The 18533-nt window shown below is 60.4% G+C and carries 16 protein-coding genes; 4 read left to right on the top strand and 12 right to left on the bottom strand.

The features are described from left to right. Positions 1–11: 11 nt before the first annotated feature. The 12 genes from O4G74_RS04830 to O4G74_RS04775 form a co-directional block, all read right to left on the bottom strand. A complete protein-coding gene (locus O4G74_RS04830; RefSeq protein WP_269401519.1) occupies positions 12–857 on the bottom strand; it encodes an SDR family oxidoreductase in 846 nt (281 codons plus the stop codon). Positions 858–862: 5 nt separating this feature from the next. Then, positions 863–1381, bottom strand: coding sequence for a KdsC family phosphatase (locus O4G74_RS04825; protein WP_269401518.1), 519 nt, complete (start codon positions 1379–1381; stop codon positions 863–865). Beyond that, on the bottom strand, positions 1378–3102 hold the full coding sequence (locus O4G74_RS04820; protein WP_269401517.1) for a hypothetical protein: 1725 nt from the start codon (positions 3100–3102) through the stop codon (positions 1378–1380). The genes O4G74_RS04825 and O4G74_RS04820 overlap by 4 nt, the downstream gene beginning before the upstream one ends. A 13-nt stretch (positions 3103–3115) precedes the next feature. Then, entirely contained in the window at positions 3116–4204 is a 1089-nt protein-coding gene (locus tag O4G74_RS04815; RefSeq protein ID WP_269401516.1) for an N-acetylneuraminate synthase family protein, read from the bottom strand. A 123-nt stretch (positions 4205–4327) separates the two neighbouring features. Further along, positions 4328–5569: a DUF2793 domain-containing protein gene (locus O4G74_RS04810; RefSeq protein WP_269401515.1), complete on the bottom strand. Its 1242-nt coding sequence runs from the start codon at positions 5567–5569 to the stop codon at positions 4328–4330. A 63-nt stretch (positions 5570–5632) separates the two neighbouring features. After that, positions 5633–6478 (bottom strand): hypothetical protein, encoded by an 846-nt coding sequence (locus O4G74_RS04805; RefSeq protein WP_269401514.1) that lies wholly within the window; start codon positions 6476–6478, stop codon positions 5633–5635. Beyond that, complete coding sequence (locus O4G74_RS04800) at positions 6478–7428, bottom strand: glycosyltransferase (RefSeq protein ID WP_269401513.1); 951 nt, start codon at positions 7426–7428, stop codon at positions 6478–6480. The genes O4G74_RS04805 and O4G74_RS04800 overlap by 1 nt, the downstream gene beginning before the upstream one ends. Positions 7429–7447: 19 nt before the next feature. After that, positions 7448–8416 (bottom strand): NAD-dependent epimerase/dehydratase family protein, encoded by a 969-nt coding sequence (locus O4G74_RS04795; RefSeq protein ID WP_269401512.1) that lies wholly within the window; start codon positions 8414–8416, stop codon positions 7448–7450. After that, entirely contained in the window at positions 8394–9107 is a 714-nt protein-coding gene (locus tag O4G74_RS04790) for a class I SAM-dependent methyltransferase (protein ID WP_269401511.1), read from the bottom strand. Before O4G74_RS04790 ends, O4G74_RS04795 begins: the two co-directional genes overlap by 23 nt. Continuing rightward, complete coding sequence (locus tag O4G74_RS04785; RefSeq protein ID WP_269401510.1) at positions 9104–10453, bottom strand: polysaccharide ABC transporter ATP-binding protein; 1350 nt, start codon at positions 10451–10453, stop codon at positions 9104–9106. Before O4G74_RS04785 ends, O4G74_RS04790 begins: the two co-directional genes overlap by 4 nt. Continuing rightward, positions 10453–11289, bottom strand: coding sequence for an ABC transporter permease (locus tag O4G74_RS04780; RefSeq protein WP_269401509.1), 837 nt, complete (start codon positions 11287–11289; stop codon positions 10453–10455). The genes O4G74_RS04785 and O4G74_RS04780 overlap by 1 nt, the downstream gene beginning before the upstream one ends. Positions 11290–11299: 10 nt before the next feature. Further along, positions 11300–12811: a glycosyltransferase gene (locus O4G74_RS04775; RefSeq protein WP_269401508.1), complete on the bottom strand. Its 1512-nt coding sequence runs from the start codon at positions 12809–12811 to the stop codon at positions 11300–11302. Between the two features lie 175 nt (positions 12812–12986). Between O4G74_RS04775 and O4G74_RS04770 the strand changes: the two genes are divergently transcribed. The 4 genes from O4G74_RS04770 (at position 12987) to O4G74_RS04755 (ending at position 18531) form a co-directional block, all read left to right on the top strand. Continuing rightward, positions 12987–13688 (top strand): acyltransferase, encoded by a 702-nt coding sequence (locus O4G74_RS04770; RefSeq protein ID WP_269401507.1) that lies wholly within the window; start codon positions 12987–12989, stop codon positions 13686–13688. Between the two features lie 85 nt (positions 13689–13773). Beyond that, a complete protein-coding gene (locus O4G74_RS04765; RefSeq protein WP_269401506.1) occupies positions 13774–15459 on the top strand; it encodes a capsule biosynthesis protein in 1686 nt (561 codons plus the stop codon). Then, the gene (locus O4G74_RS04760; protein ID WP_269401505.1) at positions 15459–16985 is read left to right on the top strand and encodes a hypothetical protein; all 1527 of its coding nucleotides are present in this window, start codon (positions 15459–15461) and stop codon (positions 16983–16985) included. The genes O4G74_RS04765 and O4G74_RS04760 overlap by 1 nt, the downstream gene beginning before the upstream one ends. Positions 16986–17067: 82 nt before the next feature. Continuing rightward, complete coding sequence (locus O4G74_RS04755) at positions 17068–18531, top strand: aldehyde dehydrogenase family protein (protein WP_269401504.1); 1464 nt, start codon at positions 17068–17070, stop codon at positions 18529–18531. The last annotated feature ends 2 nt before the right edge of the window (positions 18532–18533 follow it).

The raw sequence follows: 18533 nt of genomic DNA, 5'->3' as shown, positions 1-18533 counted from the left end.
CCGCCACTTCCTTACATTGCCAGGAAGCCGCCATCGATGCGGAAGTCCGCGCCATTGGCGTAGGATGAGGCGTCAGACATCAGGAAAGCCGTCGGGCCGACATAGTCTTCGGCGAGCGCCATGCCGCGCAGGCGGTCATAATCGCCGCCCCGGCGCAGCGGGATCTTCTTTTCGTAATTGTCGAGAAACTCGCCGTCCTGATTGTTGAAGACGCCGGCAAAGGTCAGCGTATTGGTGCGCACGCCCTTCGGCCCCCAATAGACGGCCAGATACCGTGTCAGATTGTAGAGCGCGGATTTCGACGCGCTGTAGGCGACCGGCTTGTAGAAGGTCTCACCCCGGTCACGCCGGTACTGGTACAGCGACTGGTCCGGTGAAACGGTGCCATAGATGGAGGCGACATTAGCGATGGAGCCCTTGCCCGCATCGGCCATGGCCTTGCCGAAGACCTGGCAGCACTGGAAGACGCCCTTCACATTGACGTCCATGATGCGCTCCCAGCTCGCGGCCGGGTAACCCTCGAACGGGCCATTTTCCGCCGCTGTGGAGTTTGGCGGGCTGTCGAGGGCGGCATTGTTCACAAGACCGGATGGCGTGCCGAAATGCTTGGTGATCGCCTCAAGTGCGGCCTCGAGCGAGGCGCGGTCGGTCACGTCGGCCTTGAACGCCTTGATCACCTTGTTGCCCGGCCCATCCGGAAACGCCTTGGCCGTCGCTTCATCGCTGGCGTTTGGCTCGACAATGGCGACATTCGCGCCGCAGCCGACAAGGCCATTCGCCATGGCCCGGCCGATCTGGCCATAGCCGCCGGTCACGACGATGGTGCGCCCGTAAAGTCCGAAAAGTTTGTCCAGCATCTTGCCTATCCTTTTATGCCTGAGCGCGCCTGCGCAATCGCATCACAGGCTTCGCGCACCGCGCCATTGCCGCCCAGGCGCTTTGTTCTGAATGTCTCGATCGTGTCGAGCACTTCGTGAGCATCGCTCACGGATATCGGCAGGTGCACCTTCTCCAGCACGCCCTTGTCATTGGTATCGTTGCCGATGAAAGCCGCCTGCGCAAAGCTGAGGCCGCGCTCTTCCAGAACTTTTGTGAACGCCTCTACCTTGTCAGGAATGTTCTGCTGGCAGTCGATCTTCAGCTTCTTCGCCCGCGCCGTGACGACGGGGTTTTCCTCGGTCGACATAATAAAGCAATAGACGCCCGTTGCTGCTGCCGCGCGCAGGCCATAGCCCTCAAGACGCGAGCAGACGACCGCCTCACGGCCATCCTCGAAGACGTAGACCTTGTTGTCGGTCATCACCCCGTCGAAATCGATACCGAGTATCTCGACATCGCGCGCTCGCGCGGCAAATTCCGGATCGTCCAGCGACCTGATCATGGCGTCTCCCCAGCGCTTTCCCGCGCATTCTCATCATCTATCGTTTCGAACGGCGCACCAGCAAGAATGCCATCGCAAATCGCGTCCATATTCGGGTCCACTCCCGGCTTGGCCAGATTGAAAGCGTCCGCATTCAGTTGCGTCAGTGGCCAACCGGCAGACCCGTCCAGCGCCTTTAGCGGAATGCAGCGGCGGAAATAGAAGTGGTAGACATAGCGCCGCGCCGCCTCAATCTCGCTGTCGGTCAGAGGATCAAAAGTGCCGGTGCTCTCCAGCAGGCGGAAATAGGATTCGCGGTCATACGCGTCGCGCCCGAAGCCCTTGCCGCGTATCCACGCATCGCCCGCCACCACGACAGGCATGCCGCGCGCCGACAGCTCCATGCCAAGCTTTGTGTTGAAGATCAGCGCACCCTTGGACAACTGCGCGATGGAATAGGTGTTGATATCGTTCTCTGGCGAGACCAGCCGCACATTGGCCGGCATCTGCGGGAAGGCCGCACGCAATGCATCGTCCAGCCTGTCAGACGCACGCGGGCTGTTCATCACTTCGCCCGGATGGCACCGCACGACCAGTTGGCGATCAGGATGATTCGCGAACCACGAGACCGTGTCGATCGCCCATTCAATCATGTGACCATAGGCCGACTGGGCATAGTTGAGCCGCGCATCCCAGACGACATTCGCCGCCAGAAGGTAGGTGTCCTTGGCCGGGTCGAGGTCCAGCGCCGCATAGGTCGATTGCAGGCTTTCCGGGTCGCGCCGCTGAAAGGTGATCCAGTCTTGCGCACCGGTCTCACGCGAAGCGAGATAGGTGTCGAGCTCTGCGGTCTCCGCCGCGCTCAGCGCGCGCTGGTTCCAGACGCTTTCCGGCTCATCGATCATCGCGCGGTGATACGTATCGCCATGCTGGTAGATCAGCCGCCCGCGCCGATAGGCCGGGTGCCATGTCACAAGGCGAGTGTCGCTATCGCGCGCCGCTTCGGCGAACTGGCCCTGCGGCACATAGATGCCGTGATGGGCGACGATGACGTCATATTTATGGGCATCGATCAGCCTGCGTGCCGCCGCGTCGGACAGCCAGGCCGCCGCGAGGTAGCGGCTGAAAATCTGCGTCTCGAGATCGCTTATTCCGAGGTCGCCCTTGCCGAAAAAGCGCAGCGCCCCCGCATAGGCATGCATGACTCGCGGGTCGTCATGCTCCGTGCTGCGATGGACTTGCCAGCGCACGCCGAACGCCTTTGCTTCGGCGCGGTCGTTCTCATCCAGAACATCGGAGAACTTGCGGACATCGAGGCCCAGCGGCGCACTCACCCGGTCTGCCGCGCTGGTGCATGCCCCACAGAAATCCGGTCTTGGCCCTTTTTCGGCGATCCGTGACAGGCTGGGCGCCAGCGTATGCTCGATCACCTGACAGGCCGGCAGGCCGTCACAATAGCCGATATCCACCTTCGCCCCGCGCAGCGTCAGCGCCGCCGCCATTAGCGTGTCGACCGTATTCGCCGTGAAATGAAGCCCAAGACTTGTCGCGATCAGGATGCGCTTGCCATTGGCGCTTTCGCGCGCGGCGGCCCAGTCCTGCTCATGTCCGGATAGCAGAACGCGCCAGTCAGGGTAGACCCCCGGCCGGCGCGTCAGTCTTTCAAGCCGCCAGCGCCGGACCGGCGCATAGGCTTCAGATTGCCTTACGGCTGTGCGTATGTCGCTGAGAAGCGAGCCCACACCCTCTTACCAATCAGGCTTTGAGGGCTTCGTTCGCAGCAGCTTCCGTCAGGCCGATGTCTTCAAAAGTGAAGGCCTGATCGTCGGCGACAGCCTTGGTCAGGGTTTTGCCGACAAAGACGTCCTGGAAATACGGCGCGATGCCGTCGCCTGGCGACTTCAGCGCAATGTCCGCTTCGGTGATCGTGTGACCAGCTGGAAGGTCGCTCGTTGCGCAGAGCTTCTTGCCCATCTTGATCAGTGGGGCGTGCTCGGAGTCGTAGGTGCGCTTCACACCATCGCCGAGTGCGGCGCGGGCGCGCTGCAGGTCGCGGACGAGGCGGCGAAGGCCATTTGGCTCAAGCGAGAATGCCTGGTCGGTGCCTTTCCAGGCACGGTTCAGCGTGAAGTGCTTTTCCAGGACGCGAGCGCCGCACATATAGCCGAGCATGGCCATGGCGATACCGCTATCGTGGCTTGAGAAACCAATCGGGATCTCAGGGAACTTCTCGCGATATGTCTCGATGACGCGGATGTTCAGCTCTTCAAAGGTCGGCGGATAGCCCGAGGTGCACTGCATGATGCAGATATTCGGGTTGATCGGCATGATCTCGTCATAGACGCGCTGGACGTCTTCAATCGACGCGCCGCCGGTCGAGATGAACATCGGCTTGCCGAACTTCGCGATATACTTGATCTGCGGCAGCGTCTTCAGGTCGCCGGAGGCGATCTTGTAAGCCGGCATATCGAGGTCTTCGAGGAAGTCCGCGCTTTTGTAATCCCAGGCGGTGGAGAAGAGCGTGATGCCGATTTTCTTGGCATGGTCGCGCAGCTCGATCCACTCATCGCGGTCGAACTCGAGCATTTCGCGGTGCGCCCCATAGGTCGCCGCGTATGCGTTCTCGGAATTGTACGGCTGGTTGTAGTATTCCTTGGTGTAAAGCGAGCGGTTATCGCGCTTCTGAAGCTTTACCGAATGCGCGCCTGCAGCTTTCGCCGCATCGAACAGGTCCTTACACTTCTGGACGTCGCCTTCATGGTTCTGGCCAATCTCGGCGATGACATACATGTCGTCATTGTCGCTGATCTTGATTCCGTCCACGACCATTTCACGATTAGCCATGACTATACCCTCATTCTCTCTCGGGAGACTGTGGTCCCCGCCTGCTAGGTTCGCGGGAAGGGCTAGCCGGTTTCCCCGGCGTTTTCAATCGATCATGGATGAATAAGACAGCGTTTATGGACTTTAGATCAGTGAACCTGTTGTGACACTCCTCCAGCCGGTGCCGTCACTGAACACGACACCCGCCCCGCCGGTCAGATCCGGCACGAAATAGAGGGCGCCCGCTCCGGCGTCCGACGCGCTCGGAAGGGTCGCACTCGCCGCGCTGCCCAGCCTTACGGCTCCGGCCACATGCAGGGCGCAGCTCGGCGAAGCCGTGCCAATACCGACCCGGCCAGCCGACGTAATCCGTACACGCTCATTCACGCCGCCATTGCCCGTCCAGAAGCCAAGCGACATCGGCACCGACGTGCCCGACACTGGCCCATCCACCTGTGCATTCACGAGTGCGCTCTGGACCCAGGCTCCGCCCGACGCGAGCCCGCGGAACGAGAAGCCTCCGCACCAGTCGCCCGGCTGGACTGGAAGCGGCGTCTCGAGGCTCCCGCGCGCTCGCTTCTGAATAGAGAAGGACGAATAGGTCGCCGGGTTTGCATATGTGTCGAGACTGGCCGTCGCGAAATAACCGTCACGGACCATGCTCAAGGTTGGCTGGTCATTCGTGGCATCGGACTGGTCGATGACTGAGAACCTTCCGGTCGCCGGCCCTCCCACGCCAACATTGGCCGTCGCCGTATCCACGCTGAGCGCTGTGTCGAACACAGTCCCGTCATCGCTGGTGCGCAGCTCGAACCCGCCATTGGCGGCGAGTCCAAACTCCGCCTCACCCGCAAAATCGGTCTGAAACACCACCGATGCGACCTTCGCCCCATCGGCCCGGTTGATGATTTTGCGAGCATTCCCCGTGCCCGGGGTGACATCATCATAGGTCAGCAATTCGGCGTCGCTGCGCACGGTCAGCCTGTTGGTAACGTTTGCATCGGAATTGATGCCCAGCGTTTCGAAAGGCCCACTTCCAGCGCCCTGCACCACCTGCCAGCCCTCTCCCGTCAGGACAAAAAGAGACGCTTCGTCTTCTATCCAGGCGAGCCAGCCCTCGCGCGGCACGATCTCGAACCAGGCCCCGTCCTGAAAGCTCGCAATCGCCCCATCAGCCATAAAGTCCCAGTCCTCACCGGTCTTCCCGCTCGGCAATATGTAGGATGTCGCCGCCAGCGGCACCTCTGGCTGGGTGGCTTCGCTGCGGCTCGCCACGCTCAACTGCACGACCGCATCCAGCCGCCGCAGGCTTTCATTCAGGGTGACATGCTTCATCGCCTGATTGGCGGCGAGGTAAGAAAGGCCGATACGTGGGGTCTGGTCCATCTGGGGCTCCGGCAATTGACTGGAGCGGTGACCCTAGACGCACGTCTCATACGGTCTGAGAGTTCAGCCCTCTCTTCCCAGCGCATCCCTGACAAGACGGGCAAATCCGGGCAGCTCGGATGCGGAAACCTTCTCGTCTATCCCTGCTTCAGACCAGCCTTTCGCCAGTTCCCCGGCAAGACCGTCCAGCGCCGGCACCTCACCCGTCAGCCCTTTATATACAGCCCCCAACAGCGCCAGTCGCCCGGCAAGGCTAAGGTGTACGCCATCGGGCTGGAACAGCGCCTCATCGCCGAGATTGGCCGCCAGCTCTCGCATCAAGGCCGCGAAATCAAATAACGGAACACCTCGTTCACCCGCGACACTTACCGTGACATCATTCGCGCTCGGATCACCATCGCGGATCGGCCTTGACCAGTCGAACCGTTCCATCACGCCGCTAGCTGTTGGCGACGTCAGGACCAGCCCCGAAAGCTCAGCATCAACAAGCCGTCCAAGCCTTGCCGAGATGAGCGCTGCCAGTGTTTCGGGGGCTGATGGGTGCGGTCCACTATCCTGAAGGATAAAGCGGGCGCCGGGTTTCGCGGCCGCCATCTCGATCAGCGCATCGACCGCGTCACCGTCATCCGGCGAGCCTCCGAAGATCGCAAAAAGCGGCTCGTTCGCGGCCTCGAAAAGCCGGTTGAGACCAATCTCTACAAAAACCACCGGCAGAAACACCGCCGTTACACCGTCAGTGCACCGTGAAAATTCGACTTCACCGGCAAAAATGCTGTCCCCGAAAAGGAGAACGGGCGTCCTGTTTCCACACGCCTCCAGTGCGGAGCGCCAATAGACTTTCCGGCGGGACTTCGCGCCCTGATCCCCCGCCAGCCAGGCGCTTCGAGGATCAGCCGCCCCAGCGCCCATCAGCTATTATTGCCGGGATCGCCGATCAGCTGGATGCTCGGCCTGCGGCCGCGATAGCGCTGACGAAGGTGGAAATCCTTGTTCATGGTTAGGAGCGGATCGAACATGCCGATATGCTTGGCCATCATCGTATTATAGTAATCGCGCGGCAGGTTCCTGAAGATCGGCTTCGACGAGTTCATCGACAGGTCAAAGCGCTTGGACAGGCGCGTTTTCGCCCAGTCCCATGCCCTCTTCTTCAGTCTCCACGTCCGGCTTGGCGCGTCATACTGGGCGTAATTCTTCTTGTAGAGCTCATGAAAGCGATCATGCTTGGCCTGAAGCTTCTTGTAGTCTTCGCTTTCCTTGTCCTCGGCCCAGTTGCGATAGTGATGGATGGTCACATCACGGGTGTAGACAACGTCCCGGCCAAGGAAGAGCACCTTTGCGGTCAGGTCAGGGTCGATTCCATAGTCGCGGAATTCCTCGCTGAAGCCGCCAACAGCGCGCATCACCTCGGTTGGCAGCATGCCCTGATTGACGTTGAGAATGCCGATTGGTGAGACGCCGCCAATATATGGCGCCTTCACGAACGGGCCTTCCTTGTCCTTCACCTTGAGACCGACCATGCCGATCTTCTTGTTCGCCTGAAGAATGCGAACCGCCTTGTCGAGGCCATTGTTGACGATCTCATTGTCATCGCTGACCCAGCAGACATAAGGCGTGTCGACCTGCATGAAGACGTCATTATAGGCGCGTGCCTGCCCCAGCAGCTTGCCAACAAAGATCGGGCGCACGCGGTCGCTCGCGACAGATTCCAGATACTCGATCGTGCCATCGGTCGAGCCAGCATCAGTGATGTACAGGATGTACGGGATCTTGGTCTCGCGTTGCACGGACTCGACCAGTCTCTTGACCTGGTCACAGCGGTTATACGTGCCCGCAACGATCGAAAGAACGGCATCCGTCATTCAATTATTCCCATAGTTTTCAGGACTGCTGTGTCTTGAACCAGTCCGCATAGCGTTTCAATCCCGCCTCGAGGCTGACCTTCGGCGTGAAGCCGAGATTGCTTCGAAGATGTGTCGCATCCGCGACCAGGTGCACCGGGTCGCCGGAGCGCGCCTTGCCATTAAAGCTCAGCGGCGTTTCATATCCCGCAGCATTGACCAGCATGGAAGCCAGCTCACGCACAGAGATTGCAGTCCCGCTGCCCCCATTGAACAGGCGCACCGTCCCCTTACCGCCCGGCTTTGCAGAAAGCGTGGCGAGAATCGCGGCCGCGTCATCGACATGCACAAAGTCGCGCGTCTCATCCCCGCTCCCCCAGAGGTCGAGCGTCGTCTCAGGATCAGCGCTCACGCGGCGCATGATGTCCCAGAGCAGCTGCTTGCGAAGCCCTTCGCCGAAGATGGAGAAGAGCCGGACGATCGACACATCGAGCCCATTCATGCGTGCTTCGCCGGTGACCAGCTCCTCGCAGACATGCTTGTGCAGGCCATAGGGCGACATCGCCTCGCAAGGATCGCTCTCCGACAGGCGCTCCTTGCCCTGATTGCCATAGACAGCCGCCGACGAGACGAGCACCAGACGCGCGTCCGATGCTTCTTCACGAATGAAATCGAGGATCTCGACCGTGCTGCCCACTGACAGGTTGAAGTCGCCGCGCGGGTCATCCCAGGACCGGCCGACAGATGCCCCGCCAGCGGCATGGATGATAACATCGGGCTTGCCATGATCGGCCATGGCCGCGTGGAAGAGCTGGCGCTGGATCAGGCCTTCAGCGTGGTGGACATTGCCTTCACGGACAAAAGCCCCCTGCGGCGCGCCAAGGCCAAGCGTCACAACCCTCCAGCCCTGCGACGCCATCAGCCGGGCCGTCGCGGTCCCAAGGAAACCGCCACCCCCGGCAATCATCACAAGACCGGGTGACGTGCTATTTCCGCCAGTAGTCGTCACGGCGCGGCTCCTCGATCTTCAGGGGCTCAAATCCATCAATGCTGACAGCTTCCCGGGTGAGCAGCCAAATGCCGCGGCGCGGGTGACGGCGTTTCAAATCCCGAAAATCATCATGCTCTACAGGCAGTGTGCACGCATAAACATTGCTGAAGCCTGCAGCCCACATGCCTCGGGCAAGCGCCTCGCGGCTCAGAATCATAGCGAGCGGCTGGATACCCTGCGTCGCATTCGGATTTTCCCGAGCGACACGCCCGATGAAGTCAGCGTCCGGCACCACCATCGTTTCCAACAGCATCGCCTTGCCGGTCATCGCCCCCATGATCCGCAAGGCGCGCAACGGGTTTTCCAGATGATAGAGAATTCCGAACGAGAGGGCGAAATCTCGCGGCGGCAAGGCGTCGGAAGTGGCGCAATTGTCGAAATCGAGCACGCTGAACTCGCAGCCCGGCGCACGTTTGCGGCCCGCCTCGGCTACTTCGTGACGTCCTTCAAGCGCGACAACGTCGAGGTCAGAATGCATTAGCCGCTTCGCAAACCAGCCCGGCCCTGCGCCGAAATCAAAGGCAGTGTCGAGCGTCATGCCGGACCTGCGCAAAGCCTTCAGAACCTTGTCGGCTATGGTCCAGCGCGCTTCATTGATCGCAATGTAATTATCGACATCGAACAGGGCGGTTGCAGGTGCCTGGCTCATGACTCGCGCTCCGTTGACCAGTCGAGACGCGGGCGCAACCCGCCCGGGAAGTTACGCGAATAGCGTCCGCGCGCCCGCTGCAAATCATCGCCCTGCGGCTCATAGACAGAGAATGACACGGCGTTTTCCACGCTCTGATGACGGGTCAGCGGGTCTGCCGTTACCATCACGACCGTGACGTAATGCAGGCCTTCGTTGAGAAGGTTCGCAGGGATCTGCGCGCGGCTCTTGTAGCGGCCGGGCTTATTGATCGCCCCCGGATAGTCGCCATCTGTAAAGGCGACGACGAACATCAGGTCACCGACTTCATTCTTGACGTGAAGCGCCGGTTCGACGCGCAAATCGGCCTGCAGGACATCGTAGGCGATCTCGATGGCGCAGGGCATATCGATCTTGACCGAGCGCGCAATCTGGCCGGCATCATCAAGAACCCGCGCCGTTACCAGCTCGGCAACAGGGCCTTCTGCTTCGGCCTCCAGTACACTGCTCGCCTCTGGCTTCTCGGCCTTGGCGTCTTTCTTCTTCTCGTCCTTTTTCGTCTCGGTCTTTTCCGGTGCCTGATAGGTCGCAGCGACATTCATCATCTGCGCCTCATAGGCTTCGGTCACGGTCATGACGTCGTCATCCATGACAACTTCACCATGATCGATCCAGATGCAACGGTCACAGAAACGGCGAATCGCCCCTGTCGAGTGCGAGACGAAAAGCAGGGTGCGGTCATGGCCGGTAATCTCATCCATGCGCTGCAGACACTTCTTCTGGAAGGCGGCGTCGCCAACGGAGAGGACTTCGTCGAGCATCAGTATGTCGGGGTCGAGGTGTGCCGCCACAGAGAAGCCGAGCCGCGCGCGCATACCGGTTGAATAGGTCTCGACCGGCTCCTCGATAAAACGGCCGATCTCTGAGAAGGCCACGATCTCATCCATGCGCTGGTCGATTTCCTTGCGCGTCAGACCATGCAGCGCAGCGTTGAGATAGACGTTCTGGCGTCCGGTCATCTTCGGATTGAAGCCTGTCCCCACCTCTAGCAGGGAGGTTGCCCGGCCATAGATGAAAGCTTCCCCATCACTAGGATTGAGCACGCGGGAGAGGATCTTCAGCAGCGTCGATTTACCGGCCCCATTATGCCCCATGATGCCGACCCGGTCGCCCGACCAGACCTTGAAGCTGACACCTTTGAGCGCGTTGTAGTGGGTATCCTTGAACGTATTCCCGTCCTTGTCGGTCCGGGTCACGGGAGAGCTCATCTTGTAGCGCTTCGACAGGCCGCGCACATCCATGACCAGCTTGCGCTCATCATCACCGGTCGCCGCTTCGGGCGCAGATTGTGGCAGAGTATCAGGCATCACACTCGCTCAGCGTAGCTTTTGGCAACCCGGTCGAGAAGTAGCAGCCCCACCATCGTAAAACCGACCGCCATGATTGCGGAGACACCAAGCGAGGTCCAGTCGACATGTTCGGGCCCGAACAGCGCACCGCGCAAGCCGGTCAACACGCCGACCATCGGGTTAAGATTGTAATAGGTCTGGATCACCTCTGGCAGGATCTCTTTCGAAAAGAGTACAGGCGAGAGGAACAGGCCAAGATAGACGGCCGTTTCCAGGAATTTCGAATTGTCCTGATGAATCAGGTAGAGCGCCGAAAACAGCACGCCGATCCCGAAGGCGAGCAGGAACATCACCGCCGTCACCGGCACCATGGCCAGAATATCCCATGACAGGGGAACGCCGAGATAGAGCTGAAACGCTATGACGGCTGCCGAGATGATGAAGATGTCGACCCAGCGCGATGCGATAACGGCAATCGGACTGAGGATCAGCGGAAAGTAGACTTTCTTCGAAATCCCCGAATCGAGCCGGAGCGAGCCTGCCGACTGGATCACCATTTCAGCCCAGAGGAACCAGAAACACAAACCGCTGAAGATGAAAAGCGGGTACGGAATCTGCGCGCCAAGATTGGCCGCCGACATATTGCGAATAAACACGAGCGCAAATGCCATGATGGCCGGACGGATAAAGCCCCAGACAATGCTGATCGGCGAATTCAGGATGCGCGAGCGGATGTTCCGGTTGATCATCTGCGCCAGCAGGACCCGGAACTTCCAGATTTCAGTCAGGCTCAATATGCCGACCGGTCGCTGCGGCCTGATGTGGATCACGGGCTGGTTCGACGGTGTGGACATCTCGGAAGGTCTAGCTCCGCAGCTTCCGGCGAATGAAGTCCTTCAGCCGGAACAGGAAATTCTGTGACGCAAGTTGCGCGCGTGCGCGAGGAGAATCAATGGCCGACTGCATGCTTGCAATCCGTTCACGTCGCTCTGCCTCATCACTGACGGGATCGTAATCGAGGAAACGCTGCCGCATCTCTGGCGGCGCCTTGGCGAGTGTCGCCTGAACAAGGAACTTGTCGCTCTTTGCCGCGAATGCAGAGTCGCCCTCGGCAATCATGCCCCCAATGCGCGCAAGGTCCTCAGGGTTTTCGCGCAGTGACAGGCGCGTATTCCCAAGCCAGCGATCAAACGCTTCCTGCGTGACATGGGGATGATTGCCGATTTCATCGAACAGCGCTGGCGCCGCCTGTGCGATGACCGCGCCGGCATCATGCCGGGCGGGATCGAAGCGCTGCGCCGTGAAGCGCGCAATGTCCATGAAGGTGCGCGCCCGGTCGGCAACATAGGCGGCGTGCTTGCTGGATGCTTTGGAAAGGCTGGGACGCTTGGGCGGGTCTGCAACGAAGCGCTCCAATGCGCTCGCCAGCGACTCCACTTCATTAGGATCAAAGAATACCGAACCTGCGGGCGACTGTTCGCGGTGGACCGGAATGTCTGAGAGAAGCCCCGGCAGGCCAAGCGCGCGGGACTCCTCGACAAAGGTACTCCAGCCCTCGAACAGGCTCGGCTGCACAAAGCCGCGCGCGCCTTTCAGAAGGGCGAGCTGTTCGTCGCGGCTGATCCGGTCGGTGATCGTCACGCGGCGGGCCACATCTTCGCGCGCCAGCAGGTCGCGGATGCTGGCGGCATAGTCAGGCCAGCGCGTGTCCTCGATGGCGCCGGTCATCACGACATGAACATCAAGCCCTGGCCGGGCGGCCAGCGCCTCGACGATCTGGAGGTGGTTCTTGTGACGCCAGAACTGGTTGCAGACGATGAGATAGTCGCCCGGCACATTGAAGCGCGCGCGCACTGCATCTGTATCGCCGCTCCCTTCCTGCCAGAAGCCCTCATCGAAGACCGCCGGGAAGTGGAAAATCTTCCAGTGATCCTTCTCGAAATCGGGGAAAAGCTTCGCCGTGTCCTCGATCGCCTGCTGGCTTGAAAAGACGCAGGCCGCCGGGCCGCGCGCAAGCTCCCTGTACTGAAGGAACCGCCGGGCCTGCTCTTCTGGCGGGAACAGCTCCGGATAGTGCTGGCACTGCCAGTCTGGGATCCAGCCAGCCCATGGCGCGCCGAATGGCGCTTCGGGCAGCTGCGTTGCCGGGTAGACGAAATCGACGTTCAGGGACGCAGCCTTCGCGAAAGGCGCAATCTCGTCGGCGAGGCCTGCATGCTCTGCGGCAATCTCTTCGGCCTGCGGCGCGCTGGTCAGGAAGGTGATGTGCGGTTGCTCGCCACTGGGCAGTGTTCTCAACATGCGCGCGATGTTGAGAACATAGTTCACACCGCCCATCCATGCCGGGTTATAGAATATGCGCAGCCCAATTCTCATGGGAGCTCCTGAGCTTGTTTCGCGTAAGGTGCGAGGCGTTATCAATGCTCGTTAGATGCGTAAAGCCATTTGCTCAAGCCACACACCTCCAGCGGGCCTGAAAGCGCTGAACGCTGGACTTGATCCATGGCAAATAGAAAACTAACGCTGTGGAGCTGGTGAGGGAGAGTACCAAATGCGCGGCGCACTGTACCCGGACGATCACGCGTTCGCGGAAGGTCTTGTTTACCCGAAAGTCGCTTCACTGAGCGATGCTGCAGGCCACATCCCCGACAATGAAGCCGATGCTCAGCGCCTTCTGGACGTGTGGACGCGTTTCTCGAAGGGCGCTGTCCTGGATGACAATGTCAAACTCGGCATAAAGGCGCGCCTGATCAATGGCGGTGCGCCAGAAAACGTCCGCATCCATGGCCCGACCGCGATCCGCGGGATCCTGAAGGCCGAAGGCAACGCAACCATCCAAATCGGCAAGTACACCTATGTTGGCGACGACACGATCCTGTCGGCGTCGCAATCGATCACGATTGGCCAGGCGACCCTGCTGGCACATGGCGTCCAGCTGTTCGACAATGACTCCCACCCCACGCATGCCGACCAGCGCGAAATCCAGTTCCGCCGCATGCTGGGCGACAAGCGGATCGCCATCCCCCTCGAAATCCGCTCAAAGCCGATTGTCATCGGCAGCCGCTGCTGGATCGGCCTGGGGAGCGCCGTGATGAAAGGCGTCACGATTGGTGACGATACAGTGGTCGCGGCCCAGTCTGTCGTCACCAGCGACCTGCCCGCAGGCGTCGTGGCAGCCGGAAATCCCGCAAAAGTGGTCAGGGAGCTCAGGCCAGACGAGCGACTGCCCACACCTAACCCGCCCGGTGGCTGACAGCCAATCAATCAGTGATTGATGTGGTCGCCCATCATGTCCCACTATCCGGCCAACGGCGAAGAATGGAAGTAACGAAGCGCTTATGTCCACGAAACTGAAAATGCCGCCACGCTTCAAAGGCGCAACCAAGCCTTTCACCCCTGAGAAAGGGTTCGCATCGTGGCCAGACCTAATCGCCGCATCGAAAGGCCAGTGGGAAGCTGATGTGAAGTCAGCCGCTGGGCCGCGCGTCCTGATCGGCTCGAACACGGGCATGCACGGCGCCGTCACCAATCTTGATGGCGTGCTGGCCGCTGGTCTTACCAAGGCCGGGGCACAGGTTGGCCGTGTCTTCTGCGATGGCTCCATGCCGGCCTGCCTGATGCCGACCTATGGCGAGGCAACGCCGCCCGGCATGATCGCCGAGTTCGGCCTTGTGAACCGTCTCTGCAAGGCCTGCTTCAATCGCGGCACGAACAATCATCGCCCGATGGGCCTGCCAGAGTTTCGCTATTCAGACCATCTGAAGCAGGAAGACTTCAGCGAGGCGCAATCGCTCGCAGCCAGCGTCGATCTGGCTTCGATCTCGGACTGGAAACTGGACGGCATCGCGGTCGGCGAACACGCGCTGGCCGGGGCGCTTCGATACTACGCAACGGGTGACCTTGAAGGCCAGCCGCGCGCAGAAGAGGTGCAGCGCCGCTACCTTGAGGGCGCGATCCTGACCAAGCGCGTCTATGAGCGCATCATCGCGGCCTGGAAGCCCGAAGTCTGCGTGCTCCATCATGGCATCTACAGCCCGCAGGGCATCGCTGCCGATGTCTGCCGAAAGGCAGGCGTGCGGGTTGTGACCTGGGTCGTCGCTTACCGGAAGAACTGCTTCATCTTCAGCCATGACGACACCTATCATCACACCATGATGAGCGAGCCCGTCGAGACGTGGGAAGAGCTGGACATGTCCGAAGCGGTCCGCGACGAAGTCCGCGCCTATCTCGAAAGCCGGGCCAGCGGCGGCAAGGACTGGATCTACTTCCACGAAGAGCCGGATTCGGACTTCAAATCCTTCGCCGAGAAGAAAGGCATCGACCTTTCAAAGCCTGTCGTCTCCATGCTGACCAATGTCATGTGGGACGCCCAGCTGCATTATCCGGCCAACGCCTTTCCGGGCATGAAGGACTGGATCATCGACTCCATCCGCTATTTCATTGACCGGCCTGACCTCGAAGTCGTCATCCGTGTTCACCCTGCCGAAGTGCGCGGCGCGATCCCTTCCCGCCAGCGCGTGGTGGACGAAGTGAAGAAGGCCTTCCCGGAACTGCCGCGCCATATCCACATCATCGAACCCGCTGAGGATGCGAGCACCTATGCGCTGGCACATGCCTCGAACGCTGTCATCATCTACGGCACCAAGATGGGCACAGAGCTCACCCCGCTGGGCAAGCCTGTGATCGTCGCGGGCGAAGCCTGGATCCGTAACAAGGGCGTCACGCAGGATGCGAGCGACAAGCCGCATTACTTCAAGCTGCTCGACCAGCTTCCAGCCGGCCCCGGACAATGGGCACCCGACCGTGAGCGCGCGCTTCGTTACGCCTACCACTTCTTCTTCCGCCGCATGATCCCGCTGCCTTTCCTGCAGCCAAACGGGACGGGCGCCATGTTCGACATCGAAGTGCCAAGCGTCGATCAGCTTGCACCTGGCAAATGGCCGGGCCTCGACACGATTACCCGGGGCATCCTCGATGGCGCCCCGTTCGTTTTCAATGCAGAGCATCAGGGTGGGGACCTCTAATGAGCTTCAAGGTGCCGTTATTCGTCGATCAGGCGATACGCTTCGTTCGGCGGAACTTGCCCAAGCGCAAGTTCCAGCCCCGTGACGGGATCGAAAGCGAATCCTGCTCGGCCAAGATGCTGAAACTGTCGAGGTTCAAGAACGGGGTCGCGATCCATCGCCCGGAAGACAAGAGCGAGCAGGAGCAGTTGCTCAACCCGTTCGGTGATCCGTGGATCACAAGAGAAGCCCACAACCCATTCATCCCGACCATGACGGGATCGCTAATTGCGTTCCTGAATTCCAAGGTGGGCAAGATGGGTACACCGCTCCGTGGCGGCCCGGAAGTTACGCATGCCTATACCCGCTATTCCGGCTACTCCCCCAGCAATTATCACTATGATGAAAGCGTCTGTAAGCTGACGATGAAGATGCCCGCCTTCGAGAAGATGCGGGAGGTCTTCAAGCGCAAGGGGCTGAACAAGCGCTTCATCGGCTATGCCGTTCTGAACTATGATGACGGATACCTTTTCGGGCCGAATGCGGGCCTGCCTGAAGAATATTATGTCCATAATCCGGACGAGAGTCTTGAGCCGAAGCACCGCCTGAAATTTGTCGAAGGCCCTGCGCTCGACGCTGAAGGCTGCGTTTTCGATATTCGCAGGCCAGAGGTGCGTACGGCACTTTGCAACCGCGTCCTCGAAATCATGAAGACCAATGAGATCGATGCCGTCCTGATCGATTACGCCGTCCGCCGCTATGGTTTCGGCGCGCCTAGCCTCATCTTCGACATGCCGAAAGACTGGTTCCCAAACTTTCAGGAGAACCAGATCCTGTTGTTCCGCGAACTTCATGCGCTACTCAAGGCGAATGGGAAAACACTCTTCCTGAACGGGACAATGCTCGACAGCATCCTCGTCACAGAGCCGCAACTGGTGCGCCAGTATCTCAAGATATCAGACGGGATGTTCTGGGAGCAGCCCTTCCGCTGGGAATGGCGCAACTATGAACGCGACGGCATCGACTATTATGACCGCCTGCAGCAATTCTTCGACAATTCTCACATCATGAAGAAGCAGCTCATCGTGAAGTCGGGCACCTACCGGTTTCACGGTACCGAAGACAAGATTTCAGGCTGGACCAAACGTTTCGAGATGACCGATGCCGGCATTGAGCGTCATCTGGCTGAGTATCTGACCTGCTTCTTCATGCTTTACGCAAACCGGCATTTCGACGTGCTCTTCCATACACATCCGGCGAAGTTCTTCGATATCTACACCAGCGAAGCCTATTTCGACATCTGGTCCAAACGGGTCGGTCAGGGCGTCACCAAGCGCGTGCGCTATTCAAAGCATGTGCACATGCGTGAGTTCGACGAGGCCTTCGTCTTCGTCAATAACACGCTGGACCCGGTCGAGCTCGACCCGTCCGTGGTCGAAGGTGAGTTCTTACGGCCGATCCCGGCCATCACGCTGGAGCCTCTCTCCGGCAAGATCGTCATGAAGGACGAGCTTACGGCATTTGAAGGCGGCGCAGCCACCAATTGACCTTGCCCGGGCTGGCTTTAATCGGCTAGCACCGGGACGCGCGCAGCCGCCGCGCGAGTAAAGACGATCACAGGAGCTGTCATTGCTGGACACATTCGATCCGCAGAACGTGAAATCCCTGATCAATGGAGAGGCCGTTTCCAGTCAGACCACGTCTGACATCCTCAGCCCCCACAGCGGCAAGCCCATCGCCAAGCTCCACCATGGCGGCGCCGACGAGGTCGAGAAGGCCATCGCCGCCGCGAAGGCTGCGCAGAAGGCCTGGGCCGATACGCCTGCCGTCCAGCGCGGCCAGATCCTGCACGCCGCCTGCAATCTGATCGAAGCGCGCGCTGAAGAACTTTCGAAGATCGTCGCTGAAGAAGCCGGCAAGCCGCTTTCTGCTGCGATGGGTGAGACGACCGGCTCTGTCATGTGCGGGCGCTTCTATGCCGGCGAAGGCCAGCGCCTTTTCGGGCGCACCATGCCGTCCGGCGCACCGAACAAGTCCTGCATGACGGTTCGCCAGCCTTGCGGTGTCGCAGCGCTGATCGCCGCCGCCAATACCCCGGCCCCGAACTTCGCCTGGAAGGTTTTCCCGGCGCTTATCTGCGGCAATGCCGTCGTGCTGAAGCCTGCAGAAGACACCCCGCTCTCGGCCGACTGGATGGCCCGCGCGCTAATCGAGGCAGGCGTGCCCGCAGGCGTGATGAACGTCGTTCAGGGCCTTGGCCAGGAAGTTGGCCCGCCGCTGACCGCCCATAAGGATGTCGACGTCATCTCCTTCACCGGCTCGACCCGTGTTGGCCGCGAGATTGCTGGCAAGGCAGGCACAGACCTCAAAAAGGTCTCGCTAGAGCTTGGCGGCAAGAACGCTTTCATCGTCTGCGATGACGCCGACATCGAAAAGGCCGTCCACTGGGCCTCGCTCTCTGCCTTCTCGAATGCAGGCCAGCGCTGCGCGTCAGGAAGCCGCTTCATCGTCATGGACGCCGTCTACGACGAGTTCGTCGACGCCTTTGTTGCCAAGGCAAACTCACTCAAGGCCGGTGTCGGCGACGACTGTGAGCTTGGCCCCGTCATCAATGAGCGCCAGCTGAACAACATGCTGAGCGCCATCGAGCGCGCCAAGGGCGAAGGTGCGAAGGTGCTCTGCGGCGGCGAGCGCATTGGCGGAGACCTCGCAGGCGGCTTCTACCTTCAGGCCACGCTGATCGAAGGCTCCCCTGCAGACTCTCACCTTTCAACGACAGAGCTCTTCGGCCCGGTCGGCGCGATCTACAAGGTCAGCAGCTTCGACGAGGCTGTCGCGCTCGCCAATGACAGCCCATACGGCCTCACCGGCACGATCCACACGACCAGCTGGGACCGCGCCTGGACGTTCACGAAAGAACTCAGCACCGGCGTCGCTGTCGTCAATGCGGGCACGTTTGGTTCAGAACCGCACATGCCGTTCGGTGGCCTTCGCGCTTCTGGCAATGGCACGCGCGAACCGGGCACCGAAGCGCTGGATGTCTATACAGAGCTGAAAGACATCTACCTCATCACCGAACCGGGACGGCTCTAGGC

The organism is Henriciella marina, from assembly GCF_027213945.1.
GTDB lineage: Bacteria > Pseudomonadota > Alphaproteobacteria > Caulobacterales > Hyphomonadaceae > Henriciella > Henriciella marina_A.
Note: the sequence above shows the minus strand (reverse complement) of the source record. Positions and strands in the feature narration are given on the sequence as shown.